Genomic DNA, 14,276 nt, shown 5'->3' on the forward strand with positions numbered 1-14,276 from the left:
CGGCGTGGAGCGGTGGCGGCCACGCGTCGAGGGCTATTCGGCTTCAGGGACTGAGCAGGCTGGGGTTCTCACGGACGTATTCGGCCACCCCGGTCGGAGGCCGCCCTGTGACCTGCTCGACGCCGTCCGCCTTGCGGTCGTATCGGTTCTCCGCGTGAAGGCGAGCCATGGTGGAGATGTGCTGGAAGACGTGGTCCGGCAGCCCCAGCGGTCTGAGGTCGTCGTCGATCCATTCCTGCAGGCCGACGTCGGTGTAACTGACCGGCTGGCCCAGAGCTGCGGAAACCTCCTCCGCCATGGCGGAGATGTCCTCCGAGCGGGGGCCGGTCAGCTCATAGATGCGGCCGGTGTGCCGGGACGGATCGGCCAGGATCTCCGCCACGACCGCGGCGACGTCCCCGGCTGCCACGGGGGAGGTTTTCGCCTGGCCGAAGGGCAGTCTGATGCTTCCGTCCTTCGCGATCGAGGAGAAGCCGACACGGAACAGCGGGTTCTCCATGAACACGGTGGGCCTGATCTGGACGACGGGCAGGCCTGACCAGCCGAGGACCTGCTCCACCAGCCAGTGGTGCCGCTGCTGCACGGACTCGGAGGTGCTGGTGAGGTCCATCTCGGAGACGGTCAGCTGCGACATGTTCACGAGCGCTTCCAGGCGCCCGTACGCACGCGCCACGGCCGCCACCGTCATGGCAGCCTCCAGATACTGCGCCGACACGCCCATGCCGAAGTACATCCGCCCGCAACCGGACAGGGCGTCAGCCACATCGCCCGCACGCGTGAGGTCTCCGACGACGACCTCGGCACCCGTCGCGCGCAGCGCCTCCGCCCGTTCGTCGTCACGACGCACCATGGCTCGCACGGGCAGGTCCCGTTGCCGGAGAATTTCGACCACGGTTCGGCCGACAGCGCCGACGCTACCCGCCGCGCCCGTCACCAGTATGGGCAGCAAACTGCCTTCCGGGGGGCGGTCCATACGAGCAGCGTGCGGTGCACGTCGCCGGGGCGCAACCGGAGCCCGATGAGCCGATACGCCCGGTGGCAGTGGGTCGCGTAGCCCGTGACACGGACGCGAGCCGGTCACCGCTCGGCAGATGCGCGCCGTGGGCCCGGGGTGTCCCATCCGAAACAGCTACCAAGGGCGGACGAGGACGGTGCCGACCTTGCCGGGCCGTACTGCGTGTTCAACGGCGTCGGCGAGTGCGCCGAGGCCGTACGTGGCGGCCACTTCGAACTGGTCCTTGAGCGCCAGCGCGATCAGCTTCGCGGCGGCGACGTCGGATGCCCGCCTCTCGGCGGAGACCTCGGACAGCCACCGGCCGACGTTCTTGCCCTGCAGCGTCAGCGATTTGTGCAGCAGCTTCGACGCGTGCACCGAGATCGGCTCCTGGGCGATCTGCCCGTAGCTGACCAGCTTCCCGCCCGGCGTCAACAGGTCCAGAAGGCTCTCCGTCAGCTTCCCGCCGATCGGGTCGAAGGCCACACCCACCGGGCGGCCGGCGGCCGCCTCGAGGACCTCGTCGGCCCAGCCTGGATGCTCGGTCGACACGACCGGAACGTTCGGGAACCGCTTGCGCAGCTCGGCGGCGCCTCGGTTGCTGCGGACGACGTTGACGAGACCGAGGCCGTGGAGTTCGCACGTGCCGGTCAGCAGCCGCCCGACCGACGAGCCGGCAGCGGTCTGCACCAGAACACCGTCGTATCCGATGGCCTGGTGCTCCTCCGCCTCACGGCGCAGCATGACCGCGGTGAGTGGATTCACCAGCATCTGCGCTGCGACCTCGTCCGACAGCTCGTCCGGTACGGTGACGACCACGTCGGCGTTCGCCACGATCCACTGGGACCACGCACCTGGCTGAGGGAAGACCGTTACGCGCCCGCCGACTTCGACACCTGGGGCCACACGGGCATGTGGCCCTATTGCCTCCACCACGCCCGTGGCCTCGACACCGGCTGGAACCGGCTGTGCAGTTTTCCTCGGGTAGGCCTCGACGGCCTGCAGATCACCAGGATGCACCGGGAATGCCGTGGTACGGATGAGGACCTGACCACTCCCCGGTGCTGCCGGCTCCGGCTCCTCGATGACAGTCAGGACGTCGGCGGGCAGCCCCCCACGGGTGCAGACGACACGACGGTTCATGGTTCTCCTCCCGCGCGACGGATGTGCGCAGACCTGGGCCGCGGCGTCAGCCGACGTCCTGCAGCAGCAAGTGTTTCGCGCTGAGTGCTCCGTCCAACTGCATCAGTCGCCCGCCCTCACGCAGGCCGCCGAGGTCCAGCGCGGCGAATCCGAATTCGCCCAGCAATGCGGCCACGGTTGCCTTCGCATCGGTGTCGTCACCCGCGTAGAAGGCCACCTGCCGGCCTTCGGCATGCCGGGGGTCCGCAGCGATGAAGGGGGCGAACAGGGTGTTGAGAGCCTTCACGACCCGAGCTCCGGGTAGGTGCTCGGCAACCCACTCGCTGCCCGTGAGGTCACCGACGTCGTACCTGCCCCGCCAGGGGTTGGCCGCAGCGAACTGATTGGTCGTGTCGACGACGATCTTTCCGGACCAGTCGGTGAGGCCGGTCAGTTTCGGCACGGCGAAGAACGGCACCGAGAGGAACACGAGCCCCGGCTCGGCCGCTTCCTCGGCCGTCGCTGCGCGAGCCATCGGCCCCAGCTTGGTCACGAGGGCTTGGAGGGTGTCGGGGCCCCGGCTGTTGCCGATGACCACCTCATGGCCGTGGCGGACGGCCTGGTCGGCGACCGCCTGGCCCACCTCTCCTGCACCGAGTACGCCAATGATGTTGTGTGGGGTCATGGTGCTGTTCCTTGATCGTGAGCAAAGACCACTCGGTTGCCCGACACCGGCTCGTGTGCACTTTGACGGGAGCGGAGGGCAACGTCAGCCTGCCATCGGCGACCGGTTGCGCGGACTCTGCGCTCAGGGCCGGATGACGGGGCAGATACTCGTCGTCATACATCCAGAACTCCGTTGTGGTGATGTTCTTGGTCCGCAACATGTCCTGATCGGGGGCGAAGGGCTCGCCACTCATGTAGCCGTAGATCACCAGCAAGGCGCCCTCGGTCAACACGTCCAGCACCAGTGAGGTGGCCTCTCCGCTGACGCCGTCGAGTCCCAGCAGCACCGGATCGTCGCCGATGATCGCACGCACCCGCGCGGCCACGTCCGGATGATCGACGAGCACGATGTCAGCGTCCAGTTCCTCGATCTCGGTGACCAGCTTCTCTCGGCGGACGATGTTGATCGTGCGAAGTCCGCGCTCCTTGGCGAAAGCGATGACGGAACGGCCGATCCCACTGTTCGCCGCGTTCTGCACCACCCACGAGCCGGCGGGCAGGTCACGCGACCCCACAAGGAGCGCTCCCGTGATGGGATCGAGGCTGATGGCCTTGTCGACGACCGTCAGCTTCGCGGCCTCCGCCAGGACCTGCTCGGACCAGGCGAAGGTGCCGAAGGGAAGCAGGACCGTGTCGCCGGGGCTGACGTCAGTGATGTCCGCCCCCACGGCCAGGACCGTGCCGGCACCCTCATTGCCGATGACGCTCGGCAGTACCGGGCGGACCGGGTAGACGCCCTTCGCCAAGAGCAGGTCGTGGTGGTCGAGCGGGGCGTACTCGACCTGGACCAGCGCCTGGCCGGCTGCGGGAGCCGGTGGCTCGGGAACGTCGACCACCTTCAGGCTCTGCTCAGGCTCCCCGAACTGAACGAGATGAATCGCGATCATGTAGGTCGTCTCCTGGCAGTCTTGCGGTGAGAGCCGCTCCCAGCGGTGGGGGAGGGGTGACCAAAGCAAGGCCGGCAGCCGCAGCGAAGCCGAGCGCCACGCAACATGACTGCTGCAACAGAGTCAGACCTGCCGCATTGGCAGGCGGTGCCTGTGTACACATGCTGTCATCTCCGGCGTAGCGCCACATCACGTGCAGTTCGTGGTCGCGCTCCGCGCACGACTACGTGATCGCTGGAGATCAGGCGGGTCAGGGCGCGCAAGAAGCCGTTGCATCGCCATCAAGGCGGTGATCAGATCACATGACGGTGCCGCAGGGCGGACAGCCACAGCGGGTGAGGCCGCAACCGCCCGAGTGGCTCGCCGGCGCCTTGCTCCAACAAAGTCAGTAGTGGCCAGCTGAGATTGGGTCTCGCAAGATTTTCGTGACGAGGTGACCGTCGGTGACGGCCTCATGCGAGCAGGACGCCGTGTCGGTACCGTCCGAACGGCCCGGCTAGCTGCTCGCGCGGAAGATGGGCCAGCCGACCTCGGTGACCAACTCGTCCTCGACGGTCACATCGAGGGGGCTGCGCAGATAGAACTCGCGCAGCGGGCCGTCAACACTGATCTCGTGGCGCGCGGCATGGGTGCCCAGGTCGCCGTAGGTGAGATCTATGGTCTGCAGAGTCCCGCGGTGAACCGCGACCGCGAGTTCCGCGCCGGGCACGACCACGGCGTCGATCCGGCCGACCGGGCGAACTTCACCGTCGAACGGGACGAACACCAGCGCCTCCCCGTGCTCGTCCTCAAGCAGCTCATTCGCGAAGAGACCGCCCATCGGGCCGGTGGTGCGCAGTCTGCGGGCGGTGGTGAAGCCGTGCAGCTCGCCCAGCGCCCCCTGCCACCAGCCCGCGAGGTCCTGGCGGTCGATGACCTCGCGGATCCCGATGGCCGCCTGGTCACGGACTGTGCGGTACTCGACGGTCGACCCATGCACGGGCCGGGCCAGTAGGTCGCGCAGCGATTCGACGGCGCTCTGCGCCTGCGCGAGCCGGTTCTCCAGGCGCGCGAGATGCGCGGCGATCAGCTGGTTGCGGGTGCTCACGTCCTCGGCGGTCAGCACCGCCTTCACGTCCGCCACCGGCATGTCCAGGTTCCGCAGGCGCACGATCACCTGAGCGGTGGGCACCTGGTCCGGGGAGTAGTACCGATAGCCGGTTACCGGGTCCACATCGGCCGGCGTGAGCAGCGCGACGTCGTGGTAGTGCCGCAGCGTCTTGACGCTCAGATGGGTCGCGCGGGAGAACTCGCCGACCGTCATGCCCGTGTGCATGGCACCAGTGTCAACCCTCCCCCAACTGGAGGGTCCAGCGGACGATCTCCGGTTGACCCTCCCGTACAGGTAGGCCCCAGGGTCGGCGGTAGGCGCCGCACAGCGCCGAGGCCTTACGAGGAGACTTCCCATGAACACCAATACCCAGGCCACAGCTCTGCCCGATGTTGTCGCCGCCTATATCGAGGCGGTCAACGCCTTCGACGTGGACGCCGTCCTGGCGACCTTCGCCGACGACGCCGTGGTCAACGACGCGAGCCGCGAGTTCGCCGATCCCGCCTCGATCCGAGCCTGGCTGGACCGCGAGATCGTCGGTGACAAGGTCACGATGAAGGTCACGGAGTTCGCGCGTCACGGCAACCTAATGGTCGTGCGGGCGCGCTACGACGGCGAATACGACAAGACGAACCTGCCCGACGAACTGGTGCTCACCAACTACCTCACGGTCGCCGACGGCAAGATCACCTCGCTGGTCATCGTGCACAACCAGCCCTCTCCCTACTGAGGGCGGCTCCCCGGCGATGGCTGCCCCCGCCTCCGCGCGGTGCTCGGGCCGCACGCTCGCCGGTACCGGGCCGAGTCCGTCGCCATTCGTGGAAGGAACATCCCATGAGCACACTGGTCACCGCCGAGCTGTTCGCCCAAACCGGCCGCGGCGACGACGTCGCGAAGCTGCTGTTGGACATCCTGGGCGAGAGCCTTGAACACGAGGGCTGCGAAGACATCCGCATCCTGCGCGACCAGAACGACCCCGACCACGTGACCGGCCTGACCCAATGGACCGAGGCACACAACTACACCGACTACCTCACCTGGCGCACGGAGCACGGCTTCACCGCTACCTTCGAGGCCATGCTCACCCGCCCACTGGTGATCCACTACTACGACGAGATCTACCAAGGCCAGGGCATCGCAGCTCGCTGAGAGCCCCCACTCGGGATGAGACTTGCCCGCTGCGTTACGCCAGCATCGGGAGCTCGACGCGAATGGGCCCCGGCTACTCTGCGTAACCGCAGCGACGGCCACTTGAATCGGGTCTCGCAAGATTTTCGTGACGAGGTGACAGACCGTCACGGCAGTGCCATCGTCCGCAGTGTGTGAGGACCTGCTCGGAATGGTGTTTCCGCACCTGGTAGAAGGTGCTGGTGGAGCAAGTGGTCGTGGAGAGCGGGGGGTTGCGTGTCACGGCCCGGACCCGCGACGACTACTCGCTGCCGTGCCCGGACTGCGGGACGACATCCGGACGAGTCCACAGCCGGCACCAGCGGCACCTGGCCGATGCCGCGGTGGGCGGCAGACCGGTGGTGATCGAGCTGACGGTGCGGCGCTTGTTCTGTGACACTCGGGAATGCCGACGCCGTACGTTCGCCGAGCAGGTCGACGGAATGACCATCCGGTACGGCCGTTACACCTCTCTGCTACTGGGGATGTCGCAGGCGGTCGGGCTGGCTCTGGCCGGCAGTGCCGGGGCCCGGCTGCTGAGGATGCTGAACGTCGTGGTCAGCCGGGTGACCCTGCTGTCCCTCGTACTCGCGCTGCCTGAACCGGTCGTGGAGTGCCCGCGCATCCTGGGGGTTGACGAGTTCGCCCTGAAGCGGTCGCACCGCTACGGCACTGTGCTGGTCGACGTCGAGAGCCACCGGGTCGTTGACGTCCTGGACGACTACATCGGCGACACGCTGGCCGCCTGGCTGCAGTCCCATCCCGGAGCCGAGGCGATCTGCAGGGATCGCGGGTCCTCGTTCGGTGACGGCGCCCGCCGTGGTGCTCCGCGGGCGCAGCAGTGTGCGGACCGCTACCACGTGGCAGAACCTGGGCAAAGCCGTGGAACGAGCCAGCCGGCAGGCTGCGCTCCGAGTGGCTGCCGCCCGAGCGGGAACCGTCCGCCACGGCCGAGGTGCGCCCCGTCCCGTCGCTTCCTGTATGCCTGTTACTCGCTGGAGGACGGCGAGACGGGACGCGTCGGCGCGGTGGACGCCTTCGCCATCGATCCGGGCACCGGCACCCTGGACTTCCTCAACCGGGTGTCGCTGCACGACAGCGGCTGCGCCCATCTCGCGGTCGCTCCGGACGGACGCCATGTGGTGGTGGCGAACTACTACGGCGGCGCGTACGTCGTGCTCCCCGTTGGCGAGGACGGGCGGCTCGGTCCCGTGAGCGGCACGCTGCAGAACACCGGCAGCGGGCCGCACCCACGCCAGGACTCGGCGCACCCGCACGCCGTCGTCTTCGACCCGGGCGGCCGGTTCCTCACCACCGCCGATCTCGGCATCGACCAGGTACGGATCCTCCGGCTCACGGACGGCCGCCTCGAACCGGTCAGCCGGGCGCCCCTGCCGCCCGGCACCGGACCCCGCCACCTCGCCTTCACCGACGACGCCAGCACTCTGCACGTGATCGGCGAACTCGACGCGACCATCACGGTGTTCGCCTACGACGCCACGACGGGGACGGTCCAGGAGATCCTGCAGACCGTCGCGACCGCACCACCCGGCTACCCGGGCCCGCCCAGCGGCGCCGAGATCGCCGTCCACCCGTCGGGTGACTTCCGCTACGCCTCCAACCGCGGCTCACAGACCATCACCGGCTACCGGATCGACCGGCCCACCGGGACGCTCTCCGCCGTCGGTCACACCGGCCAGGGCGTGAGCGGCCCGACCAACTTCGTCATCGACCCCGGCGGACGACCGCTCTACGTCAACAACAGCACGGCCGACAACATCGCCCAGTTCGCCGTCGACCCCGAGACGGGCGAGCTGGAGCCCACCGGCCGGACGACTTCCGTGCCCGTCCCTCTGATGATGGCACTGTGCTCCCAGGACTGACAGGCGCATTCAGGAGGGCTGAGGGGATCCGGTGACAAGGGTGTATAGCTCGATGATGACACCGTCCTTGCAGTGGGCGATGTCCATCCCGGTGACCACGGGCGGTTGGTCGGCCGGACCGTACCGGAAGCCCAGGTGGCCGAGGTCGTCGGTGACGGAGACGGGGCCATCGGCGCGGAAGGTCCAGTCCGGGGCCTGCGCACGCAGCTCCGTCGCACGCTCGGCGAGGGCCGCGCGGCCGTGGACGACACGGTCGGGTTCGTGCCACACGACGTCCTCGGCGTAGGTCTGGGCGATGGCCGCGCTGCGCCGCTCCGGATCCGGCTCGTTGAACACATCGAGGAGGTTGCGGCGCATCAGGTCGGCAACGTTGTGGGGCATGAACACTCCTTCTGATCACGTCTGCCGCAGGATCACGGGATTCCGGCGGGGAGCGTCTCTATGGTGACGTAGCTGCTGACGTTGGCCACGTTGGCGACATGCTGGGTGTGGGCGACCTCGGGAAGCCGGGTGACGGCGTCGTGGCCGTGTCACGCCAGCCGGACGCCCCGTCTCCACCTGCGCTGGGAGCCATGGCCTGGCACGCAACTGTCCCACTTCATCGGCGACGTCGAACTCCGTCTGACTGGCATCCTCACCGCGCTGCTCACCGGGTACGACATCAGCGCTATGCAGCAGACGGGCAACTGAGGATCCTCCGAAGCGGACGCCTCGGCGCCTGGCACCCCGGCGAACAGGGAGGCTGGCCACCGGTGGCCAGCCGAGGCGGACATCGATGTCGATCCGCTGCATGGCGAGTGAGTCGCTCCCCCCTCGGTGGATGCCTACGAGAGCCGCCACGGAGCCCCGCCTGGTGCCCCTCCTCGGTCGTTCGGCTGGCAGGTGAACGACCTCCTGCCTTGTGGCGATCGGAGCAGCGCATAAAACTACCCAAGTAACTTTGACAAGTTACTTGGGTAGTTTTACGGTGGAGGCATGAACAAGAACCCCGAGTCGCAGGAGTCGACCGCGACCGCACAGCGCCTGAACGACGCGATCAAGCGGCTTCGTGCGCGGATGCGTACGGAGTCGGGCCAGCATGCGACCGGGCTGAGCGCCACACAGCTCGGCGTGCTGGCGAGCGTGGTCCGCGAGGGCCCGGTCACCGCCGCCCGACTCTCGTCGATCGAACACGTCAGCGGGCAGGCCATCGCCCAAAGCCTCGCCGTACTGAAGGCCGCGGGCCTGGTGCATAGCGAGGCGGACCCGAAAGACGGCCGCAAAAAGCTGATGAGCGCCGACGACTCCGCGACGGAGCTGATCGACAAGCTGCTCACGGGGCGCGCCGCCTATCTGGCACGCGCCATCGACCAGGTCGTCGCTCCGCACGAACGCAAGGACATGGACAAGGCGATCGAGCTGCTCGAGCGGCTCGCCGACGCCGACTTGAACGAGGCCGCCATATGAGAACCGGCACTGCCGAGGTCGACTCGATATCGACCGGTGCCATCCGTAATCCCTTTACGTGGACCTTCACCACGCCGCTGTACGTGGGTGCCAGTCTCAACCCGATCAACAGCTCCATCATCGCCACAGCGCTCGTCCCCATCGCGACCGAGCTGAACGTGGCGGTGGGCGCCACGGCCGTACTGGTCTCCTCCCTCTACCTCGCCAGCGCTGTTGCCCAACCGACAGCCGGCAAGCTCGCCGAGGTCCTCGGCGCCCGGCGTGTCTTCCTCGCCGGGATCGTGCTCGTGCTGCTCGGCGGTGTCATCGGCAGTCCGGGCCAGAATCTGGCGATGCTCACGGTCGCCCGCGTGCTGATCGGGCTGGGCACATCGGCCGCGTTTCCCTGCGCCATGGTCATGATCCGGCGCCGCGCCGAACAGGCCGGACTGGACCAGCCACCGGGCGGGGTGCTCGGCGGGCTCGCCATCGCCGGCATGGCCACCGCAGCGATCGGTCCGCCCGTCGGCGGACTCCTCGTGGGAGCGGCCGGCTGGCGCTGGGCCTTCCTCATCAACATCCCGGTCACGCTGATCGCCTTGGTGATGGCCCTGCGGCTGCCCAAGGACCCGCAGCGCGAGGCCGCGCAGAGCGGATTGCGTCAGATCGCCGCGCGAATCGACCTGTTCGGCATCATCGGCTTCGCCACCACGATGACTTCTCTGGTCGTCTTCCTGATGCCCCTGCCGCACGTCACGTGGGCTGCTCTGATTGTCTTCCTCGTGGCCGCGGCCTTCACCGCCTGGTGGGAGTTGCGCCGCTCTGCGCCCTTCTTTGACCTGCGGGGCCTGGCCTCCAACGGTGCCCTGGCCCGCACCTACCTGCGCCAGGCCCTCACTCTGCTCGGCGTCTACTCGATGATGTTCGGCCTGACCCAGTGGATGGAAGCCGCCTACGGTCTGTCCACTCTGGAGACGGGCCTGATGCTGCTGCCGATGGGAGCCGTTTCCGCCCTGCTCTCCCGGCCACTCGCCCGCCGCAACCTGGTCCGTGGACCGGTGATCGCCTCCGCACTGAGCATGCTGCTCGGATCGGCCGGCATCATGCTGCTCGACTCCGGCAGCCCGGTCATCGCGCTCGTGCTGGTCTCGCTCGTCTTCGGCGTCACCAGCGCGACCACGACCGTCGGCAACCAGACAGCGCTCTATCAAGCGGCGCCCGCCGACCAGATCGGCACCGCCTCCGGCCTGTTCCGCACCTTCGGCTACCTCGGCACCATCACGTCGTCCGTGATCGGCGGCATCGTCTTCCGCGACGGCGCAAGTGACCAGGGTCTGCATTCCCTCGGCCTCGTCCTGGTGGTGGCGGGTGTCGCCGTCCTCCTCCTGACCGTGCTCGACCGCCGCCTCATGCGCCGCGTCACAACATCCTGACCGACACGCCCCTTCCCGAACCCCGGCTCAACATCCGCAAGGAGCACCACACATGACCACCCCCATCCTCCCCGCCCCGATAGCCAAGCGGACCGCACTGCTGGCCATGGACTTTCAGAACGGCATCGTTCCTCTCGCTCCCGACGCTGACGCGCTCGTCGACCGGGTCGCAGATGCAATCGCCGACTTCCGCGCCGCGGGCGGCACCATCGGCCACGTCCGCGTCGCCTTCACCGAGGAGGACTGGGCGGCGATTCCCGAAACGAACAAGTCGTTCAGCGCGGTAGCTGCGGCCCGCGGTATGCATCACGAGGACGGCATCACCCGGATCCACGACCGCCTGACCCCCGAGGACGGCGACATCGTCGTCCGCAAGATCCGCTACGGGGCCGGCTCCACCACCGATCTCTACGAGCAGCTCTCCTCCCGCGGCATCGACACGCTGATCCTGGCCGGCATCAGCACCAGCGGCGTCGTCCTGTCCACACTTATCGACGCCGCCGACCGCGACTACCGCGTGTACGTCCTGACCGACGGCGTCGCCGACCGCGACCAAGACGTCCACCGCATCCTGCTGGACAAGGTGTTTCCCTCCCGCGCCCACCTCGTCGACACCGAGGGACTGCGCGCGCTGATGAAGCGGGACTGACATCGGGCCACCGCCTTCGCCCGCGATGGCTTGTTCGTCGTCCGACCGCAGGACCGTCAGATCGCGACGCATCCAGGCGGATGTCTGATCGGCGATGACGGTGGCGTCCTTGGCGTCGGTCTTGCCCATGCCCCGGTAGCCGGCCGAGGCCCGGTTGACGGCCAGGCCGGGCATGTAGACGAGGCGCTGGCCGTGGTTGAGCAGCACGCTGATCCACAAGGCGGCCATGCCATCGGCGACGTCGACCGCCAAGACCACATCCACATCGAGGGCAAGTACGTCGGCGAGCAGGGCCAGCAGCTCCGGCTCGTCGTTCAGGACGCGCCGCGACAGCAGTCGTTCGCCCTCCGCGTTCAGAACCACGCAATGGTGATGGGTCTTGCCGATGTCCGTACCCGCCCAGATCTGGACCACCAGTTCCTCCGGTCGCTCGATGCGCTGTTCTCCCGGACGACCTCGCCGGCGCGGTCCTACTCAGCGATCCACCCGAAGGCGGTCGCAGCTCCTGATCAGCGGCCGAGTCGTCGTGAGACACCGGGCAGCCAGGTGAGTAGAACCATCGAGGGCAACCGCATAGAAGCCATACCCAGTGCCTCTGAGTCTCTGGACCTTACGATGGCCCCTCCAACCCAGGAACAAGGTAGGACCGCATAGCCTCGAAACGAGATCACCGAGTGGCCGTCAGCACACCACTCCAGCGGACGTGACCCGTCGTGGTGGTGGTTCAGTTGGGTGGTGTGCGGGTGATGTATCGGTTCCGGATGGGTGTACTGACGGCCCGTCGGGCAGCGCGGCGTTGTCTGGTCGCGCTCACTTGCCAGACGGCGAGGAGCAGCAGCGTGCCGGTTTCGGCGAGGAGGCTGAGGACGGCTTGTGGTGCCGGTTGCAGACCGCGCTCGGTGAATCCGAACACGCCAATGGTGCGCGAAGCGGTGAAGCCGCCGAGGGCGCCGAGCGCGACGCCTGCCTCGGAGACCCTCAGCAGCGGGGGTGGTGTCCCGATCAGCAGCAGGGCAGCCAGTGCGAAGGATGCGCTGGCCTGGAGCAGGAACAGGGGGCCGATGATGTGGATGAAGCGGTACCCGTCGATGTAGAGCTGGGCGTGGATGTATCCGCCCGCGGCGAGGGTTGCGGCGGTCGCCGCCCGCAGGGTGGGGACGAGGAATCTTTGGGTGTTCATGCCAGCCTCTGGTCCTTGACGGCCAGTTCGCGGTCGCCTTGGCGGTAGCCGACGCTGCGGATGCCTGCCGGGACGGGGCGCATCCCGACCACTGCCTCGAGACGTTCCTGCTGGCTTCCTTGGAGGAACAGCTGCGTCGGCACGGCGGCCGACTCACCGGCTCCCACCAGGCAGCCGAGGAAGAGACGCGGGCCGGGTCTGGCGCAGGCATTTCGCGAGGCCATGCCAGAAGCCGCCGTGGTGGGGCCTGGGCGGATCTTGTACAGACCCGATGGGCTGATGCTGCGCGCCCCGCGCCTCTGTCTCACCGGGCTGCGGCGGGCCACTGGGGTGATACGCGGTGGCAAAGGCACCCCGCAGCGGCGAGGGGCCGGGGAACCGGCCCCGGCTCCTCGTTCAATCGAGGCAGAGAACCGATTCGCCGCGCAGGAGTCGGCTCCAGGGCACGGACCTGCGAGCCATGCCCACTGCGTTTGAGGGAGATTGCCATGAGCGGTACGACGACCTTGCCGACACCGTCCGGTCCCTACCTGGACGCAGGGCTGCTGCCCGCCGACTTCTACGCCCATGAGGAACTGCTGTCGGAGAAGGAACGGGGGAAGATCGCATCCTTGCGCGAATTCCTGCGCACGCAGGCCGCCCCGCTCGTCGACGACTACTGGGCCCGGGCCGAGTTCCCCTTCCAGCTGGTGGAGGGCTTCGGGAAGCTGGGCTTGATGGAATGGGCCGACCCCGACTCCCCGGAATCCAGGCCGAGCAACCTCTTCTCTGGCTTCACCGCGCTGGAGCTCGCACACTTCGACGCGTCCTTGGCGACGTTCTTCGGCGTGCACACAGGTCTGGCCATGGGCACCATCCTCGCCTGCGGCTCCGACGAGCAGAAGCGGCGGTGGCTGCCGGCGATGAGCCGCTTCGAAAACATCGGCGCCTTCGGGCTGACCGAGCCGCACGGCGGATCCGACGTGGCGGGTGGCCTGCGGACGACCGCGCGACGTGACGGCGATGGATGGGTCATCGACGGAGCCAAGCGATGGATCGGCAACGCGACGTTCGCCGACCTGGTCGTCATCTGGGCCCGCGACGTCGAAACACAGCATGTGCTGGGATTCGTCGTGGAGAGGGACACCCCCGGGTTCACCGCGACGAAGATCGAGAACAAGATGGCGCTGCGGATCGTGCAGAACGCCGACATCGTGCTCGACGGCTGCCGCGTCCCGGAGTCCAACCGGCTCCAGAACGCGAACTCCTTCAAGGACACCGCCAAGATCCTGCGCCAGACGCGCAGCGGCGTGGCGTGGCAAGCGGTGGGAGTGATGTTCGGCGCCTACGAGATCGCCCTGAGTTACGCGAAGGAGCGCGAGCAGTTCGGTCGCCCCATCGGAGGCTTCCAGCTCGTGCAGGACCTGCTGGTGAAGATGCTCGGCAACGCCACGGCATCCTGCGGGATGGTGACGCGACTGGCCCAGTTGCAGGACGCCGGGGCGTACCGGGACGAGCAGTCCGCGCTGGCGAAGGCTCAGTGCACCGTGCGGATGCGCGAGAACGTCGGGTGGGCGCGGGAGCTGATGGCCGGCAACGGGATCGTCCTCGACTACAAGATCGGCCGCTTCGTTGCCGACGCGGAGGCCATCTACTCGTACGAGGGCACACGGGAGATCCAGACCCTCATCGTCGGACGTGCTGTGACCGGCGGCCTGAGCGCCTTCGTGAGGTGATGACC

The 14,276-nt window shown here is 67.9% G+C and carries 15 protein-coding genes and 1 pseudogene; 7 read left to right on the top strand and 9 right to left on the bottom strand.

Translation table 11 applies throughout. The annotated features are described in order from the left end of the window. Positions 1-43 precede the first annotated feature (43 nt). The 5 genes from ACWDEN_RS07085 to ACWDEN_RS07105 all read right to left on the bottom strand — a co-directional run bounded on the left by ACWDEN_RS07085 (position 44) and on the right by ACWDEN_RS07105 (position 5,044). Entirely contained in the window at positions 44-973 is a 930-nt protein-coding gene (locus ACWDEN_RS07085) for an NAD(P)H-binding protein (protein ID WP_351608082.1), read from the bottom strand. A 156-nt stretch (positions 974-1,129) separates the two neighbouring features. Beyond that, positions 1,130-2,137 carry a zinc-binding dehydrogenase gene (locus tag ACWDEN_RS07090; RefSeq protein WP_450857751.1) on the bottom strand — a complete coding sequence of 336 codons (1,008 nt, stop codon included), beginning with the start codon at positions 2,135-2,137 and terminating at the stop codon, positions 1,130-1,132. A gap of 46 nt (positions 2,138-2,183) precedes the next feature. Next, a complete protein-coding gene (locus ACWDEN_RS07095) occupies positions 2,184-2,759 on the bottom strand; it encodes an NADPH-dependent F420 reductase (RefSeq protein WP_351608085.1) in 576 nt (191 codons plus the stop codon). Next, on the bottom strand, positions 2,716-3,729 hold the full coding sequence (locus tag ACWDEN_RS07100) for a zinc-dependent alcohol dehydrogenase family protein (protein ID WP_450857753.1): 1,014 nt from the start codon (positions 3,727-3,729) through the stop codon (positions 2,716-2,718). The genes ACWDEN_RS07095 and ACWDEN_RS07100 overlap by 44 nt, the downstream gene beginning before the upstream one ends. A 496-nt stretch (positions 3,730-4,225) precedes the next feature. Continuing rightward, on the bottom strand, positions 4,226-5,044 hold the full coding sequence (locus ACWDEN_RS07105; protein WP_351562540.1) for a MerR family transcriptional regulator: 819 nt from the start codon (positions 5,042-5,044) through the stop codon (positions 4,226-4,228). A gap of 130 nt (positions 5,045-5,174) precedes the next feature. Between ACWDEN_RS07105 and ACWDEN_RS07110 the strand changes: the two genes are divergently transcribed. From ACWDEN_RS07110 to ACWDEN_RS07120, 3 genes are all read left to right on the top strand, one after another. After that, positions 5,175-5,549 (top strand): nuclear transport factor 2 family protein, encoded by a 375-nt coding sequence (locus ACWDEN_RS07110; protein WP_351608091.1) that lies wholly within the window; start codon positions 5,175-5,177, stop codon positions 5,547-5,549. A 104-nt stretch (positions 5,550-5,653) separates the two neighbouring features. Then, positions 5,654-5,968: a putative quinol monooxygenase gene (locus ACWDEN_RS07115; RefSeq protein ID WP_351562536.1), complete on the top strand. Its 315-nt coding sequence runs from the start codon at positions 5,654-5,656 to the stop codon at positions 5,966-5,968. Positions 5,969-6,189: 221 nt separating this feature from the next. Beyond that, positions 6,190-7,869: an ISL3 family transposase gene (locus ACWDEN_RS07120; protein WP_351608094.1), complete on the top strand. Its 1,680-nt coding sequence runs from the start codon at positions 6,190-6,192 to the stop codon at positions 7,867-7,869. A gap of 9 nt (positions 7,870-7,878) precedes the next feature. Here ACWDEN_RS07120 and ACWDEN_RS07125 read toward each other — a convergent pair whose 3' ends face one another. Next, complete coding sequence (locus tag ACWDEN_RS07125; protein ID WP_351623434.1) at positions 7,879-8,250, bottom strand: nuclear transport factor 2 family protein; 372 nt, start codon at positions 8,248-8,250, stop codon at positions 7,879-7,881. Positions 8,251-8,844: 594 nt separating this feature from the next. Here ACWDEN_RS07125 and ACWDEN_RS07130 point away from each other — a divergent pair. Genes ACWDEN_RS07130 through ACWDEN_RS07140 form a run of 3 tightly spaced genes read left to right on the top strand, consistent with a single transcriptional unit; the run spans position 8,845 to position 11,376 of the window. Next, complete coding sequence (locus tag ACWDEN_RS07130) at positions 8,845-9,315, top strand: MarR family winged helix-turn-helix transcriptional regulator (RefSeq protein ID WP_351623435.1); 471 nt, start codon at positions 8,845-8,847, stop codon at positions 9,313-9,315. Beyond that, the gene (locus ACWDEN_RS07135) at positions 9,312-10,727 is read left to right on the top strand and encodes an MFS transporter (protein WP_450857755.1); all 1,416 of its coding nucleotides are present in this window, start codon (positions 9,312-9,314) and stop codon (positions 10,725-10,727) included. Before ACWDEN_RS07130 ends, ACWDEN_RS07135 begins: the two co-directional genes overlap by 4 nt. Before the next feature lie 52 nt (positions 10,728-10,779). Beyond that, positions 10,780-11,376 (top strand): cysteine hydrolase family protein, encoded by a 597-nt coding sequence (locus ACWDEN_RS07140; protein ID WP_351562526.1) that lies wholly within the window; start codon positions 10,780-10,782, stop codon positions 11,374-11,376. Positions 11,377-11,400: 24 nt separating this feature from the next. Here ACWDEN_RS07140 and ACWDEN_RS07145 read toward each other — a convergent pair. From ACWDEN_RS07145 to ACWDEN_RS07155, 3 genes and pseudogenes are all read right to left on the bottom strand, one after another. Then, positions 11,401-11,790, bottom strand: a pseudogene (locus ACWDEN_RS07145) (IS110 family transposase); the annotation flags it as partial. A 310-nt stretch (positions 11,791-12,100) separates the two neighbouring features. After that, positions 12,101-12,556, bottom strand: a complete 456-nt coding sequence (locus ACWDEN_RS07150; protein WP_351605446.1) for a hypothetical protein — start codon at positions 12,554-12,556, stop codon at positions 12,101-12,103. Continuing rightward, entirely contained in the window at positions 12,553-12,780 is a 228-nt protein-coding gene (locus ACWDEN_RS07155) for a hypothetical protein (protein ID WP_351605449.1), read from the bottom strand. The genes ACWDEN_RS07150 and ACWDEN_RS07155 overlap by 4 nt, the downstream gene beginning before the upstream one ends. 264 nt (positions 12,781-13,044) lie before the next feature. Between ACWDEN_RS07155 and ACWDEN_RS07160 the strand changes: the two genes are divergently transcribed. Then, positions 13,045-14,271 (top strand): acyl-CoA dehydrogenase family protein, encoded by a 1,227-nt coding sequence (locus ACWDEN_RS07160; RefSeq protein WP_450857758.1) that lies wholly within the window; start codon positions 13,045-13,047, stop codon positions 14,269-14,271. The last annotated feature ends 5 nt before the right edge of the window (positions 14,272-14,276 follow it).

Source organism: Streptomyces sp. NPDC001153, assembly GCF_053598315.1.